Origin of the sequence: Streptomyces phytophilus, assembly GCF_013870535.1 — a bacterium.
Taxonomy (GTDB): domain Bacteria; phylum Actinomycetota; class Actinomycetes; order Streptomycetales; family Streptomycetaceae; genus Streptomyces; species Streptomyces phytophilus.
In genome coordinates this window covers 1-2,617 of record NZ_JACBXC010000876.1, presented here as the reverse complement: position 1 = coordinate 2,617, position 2,617 = coordinate 1, and the positions used below count along the sequence as shown (strand labels likewise).

At 71.3% G+C, this 2,617-nt stretch carries 3 protein-coding genes; 2 read left to right on the top strand and 1 reads right to left on the bottom strand.

The features are described 5' to 3' along the window. Positions 1–768, top strand: a 768-nt coding sequence (locus H5J30_RS26560) for a vWA domain-containing protein (protein WP_181789867.1), incomplete at its 5' end; no start/stop codon positions are given. A gap of 159 nt (positions 769–927) precedes the next feature. Here H5J30_RS26560 and H5J30_RS26555 read toward each other — a convergent pair. Beyond that, on the bottom strand, positions 928–1,824 hold the full coding sequence (locus H5J30_RS26555; protein WP_181789866.1) for an alpha/beta fold hydrolase: 897 nt from the start codon (positions 1,822–1,824) through the stop codon (positions 928–930). A gap of 103 nt (positions 1,825–1,927) precedes the next feature. Between H5J30_RS26555 and H5J30_RS26550 the strand changes: the two genes are divergently transcribed. Beyond that, positions 1,928–2,596, top strand: a complete 669-nt coding sequence (locus H5J30_RS26550; protein WP_181789865.1) for a winged helix-turn-helix transcriptional regulator — start codon at positions 1,928–1,930, stop codon at positions 2,594–2,596. Positions 2,597–2,617 lie beyond the last annotated feature (21 nt).

The following is a 2,617-nucleotide window of genomic DNA, read 5'->3' as shown; positions in this document are numbered from 1 at the left end:
CCGCGCCTGGTCAAGGGCGAGGAGCACCTGCCCGTCGACATGCGCAAGCGGCTGTCGCTGCGCAAGGAGCAGGTGGCCGTCAGCCTGCGCAAGCACGGGGCCGCTGGTGTCTCCGCCCGCGTCATCGTCGTCCTGGACGCATCCGGTTCCATGACCCGCCTCTACACGCAGGGGGTCGTCGCCGACGTCGTCGAGCGGGTGGCCGCGGTCGCCGCGGAGCTGGACGACGACGGTGCCATGCAGGCGTGGACGTTCGCCTCCCATCCGGCCCGGCTTCCGGACCTGCTCCTGGGGGATCTCCCCGAGTGGCTGCGACTGCACGTACGGGTTGGGCAACTGGCCCTCTTCCGCCCCCGCAAGAAGCGCAAGGGGCTGGAGAACGGCCAGATCGACATGCGGACGGTCGGTATCCAGAACGAAGAGCAGAAGGTCATCGCCGAAGTCCGCGCCTTCGTCCGCGAGAACCCGGCACCCGATCCCACACTCGTGCTGTTCTTCTCGGACGGCGGCGTCTACCGCAACGCCGAGATCGAGCGCGAGCTGCGTGAGGCGGTCGAGGAGCCGGTCTTCTGGCAGTTCGTGGGCCTGGGCGCCGCCGACTACGGCGTACTGGAACGGCTCGACAGCCTCGTGGGCCGCCGCGTCGACAACGTCGGGTTCTTCGCCGTCGACGACATCAGTGGCCTCCCCGATCCACAGCTCTACGACCGCCTCCTTTCACAGTTCCCCGGCTGGATCACCGCCGCCCGCGCCGCGCGCATCCTCTGACCTCTCCCGCCCGCGCGCGCAGCCTGGGCCCGCCCTTCAGCCGCCCCGCTACCCCGGCGTCCACGCCCCGGCCACCCGGCCTGACCGACCGTGCCCTGGCTTGTGCCTTGGGCCCGCGCCGCCGGGCCACCGCACGTTGGCCGTTCGGCCGCGGGCCGGTCAGCCTCCGGCCGCGGCCGTGTGCGGGACGAGCGCGGATATGACCGTGTCCCACAGCTCCGGGGGTGGCATCTGGTGCCCCATGCCGGTCAGGGGTACGAGCGTGGCCCCCGGGATCTCGCGTGCCAGCGCCTCGCCGTGGGCGTAGGGGAACAGCGGGTCGTGCGTGCCGTGGAGCACGAGGGTCGGGGCGGTGATGTCGCCGAGCGACTGCGCGGACGGCTCCTCTTTATCGTCGAGCAGCCAGTGGTTGGCGGCTGCGGCGGGGACGGGGCTGCGGTCGAAAGCCCGGCCGGCGACGCGGCGTACCCGCTGCTCGTCCACGGGGATGGTGCCGGCGAAGGTCTGCTCACCGGCGAGGAAATGGGAGATGACCGACTCCCGGTCCGACCAGTCCGGCCCCGGCTGGGGTTCCGCGAACTTCCGGGCCAGCTCCTCGCTCATCGGCGGCAACTCGGCGCGATCGGGCCCGCCCGGTGTCGCGGGGCTCGTGGAGATCAACGTCAGCGAGGCGATTCGGCCGGGATGCCGCACCGCGACGAGCTGTGCCATTCCGCCGCCCATCGAGACGCCCACGAGGTGCGCGGAGTCGAGGCCGAGTGCGTCGAGCAGCCCGACCACGTCGGCGATCAGGTCCTCGCCGCCGTACGTCGGCGCACCCACCGGGAACGTCGTGGACCGGCCCGTATCGCGTGTATCGAAGCGGACGACGTACCTCCCGGCCGCGGCGAGGCGTGAGCAGAAGCCGTCCTCCCAGCAGTCCATCGACGCCTCGGCGCCCCCGATCAGCAGGATCGGCGGATCCGCGGCCGCACCGAACGCCTGCGTACAGATTTCGACATCACCGACCCGCACCAACCGCTCGGCCGCGGGCCGGACTTCCGCCGTGCCGTCCATGACTTGCCTCCCTCACCTGGCTTTTCCGGAGACTACTACATTTCTCGAAGCTTGTGCTATATTTTTCGTAGTGAAAATTTGGGAGGATGGAAGGGGAGCGGCGATGGCGAGGGGCAGCGGCGACGAGAGGCGGACTTACGGGCAGGCGTGCCCGATCGCCCACGCGCTCGACATGATCGGGGAGCGCTGGGCGCTGCTCGTCGTGCGCGAGCTGCGCCTGGGCCCCCGGCGATACGCGGACCTGCAGGCCGCGCTCCCCGGCATCGGACCCAGCGTGCTGTCCCAACGCCTGCGCGACCTGGAGCGGTTCGGTGTGCTCGCGCATCGTGCGCTGCCGCCGCCCGCCTCGGCGAAGGTGTACGAGCTGACGGAGTGGGGCAGCGAGCTGGAGCCGGTCTTCGCCGCTTTGCGCAGGTGGGGGCTGCGTTCACCGGTGATACCGCTGGAGGGGGTGCTGACTTCCGACACCGTTCTGCTCGGGCTGCGCGCCTACTTCCAGCCGCAGCCGCATGCGGCGTGGTCGGCGAGCTACCGCATAGAGCTGGAGCGCGAGGTGTACGGGGTGGAGGTCGCCGACGGCGAGTTGACCGCGGTGCGGCGCGGCGAGGAGCCGCGGTCCCCGGACGTCGCGGTGACGACGGACCACGACACGCTGCAGTCGGTTCTGTCCCACGAGCGCCCGCTCTCCGAGGCGGTCGAGGCGGGGGAGCTGACGGTCGAGGGCGACGGGGAGGTGATGGCGCGGCTGGTGGCGGCGGTGCAGCGGCGCTGAGGTCCCGACCTGCGAACTCGC

Bases quoted from the DNA above. Each gene is read 5' to 3' on its own strand.
- H5J30_RS26555 (WP_181789866.1), bottom strand. From the start codon at position 1,824: ATGGACGGCACGGCGGAAGTCCGGCCCGCGGCCGAGCGGTTGGTGCGG.
- H5J30_RS26550 (WP_181789865.1), top strand. From the start codon at position 1,928: ATGGCGAGGGGCAGCGGCGACGAGAGGCGGACTTACGGGCAGGCGTGC.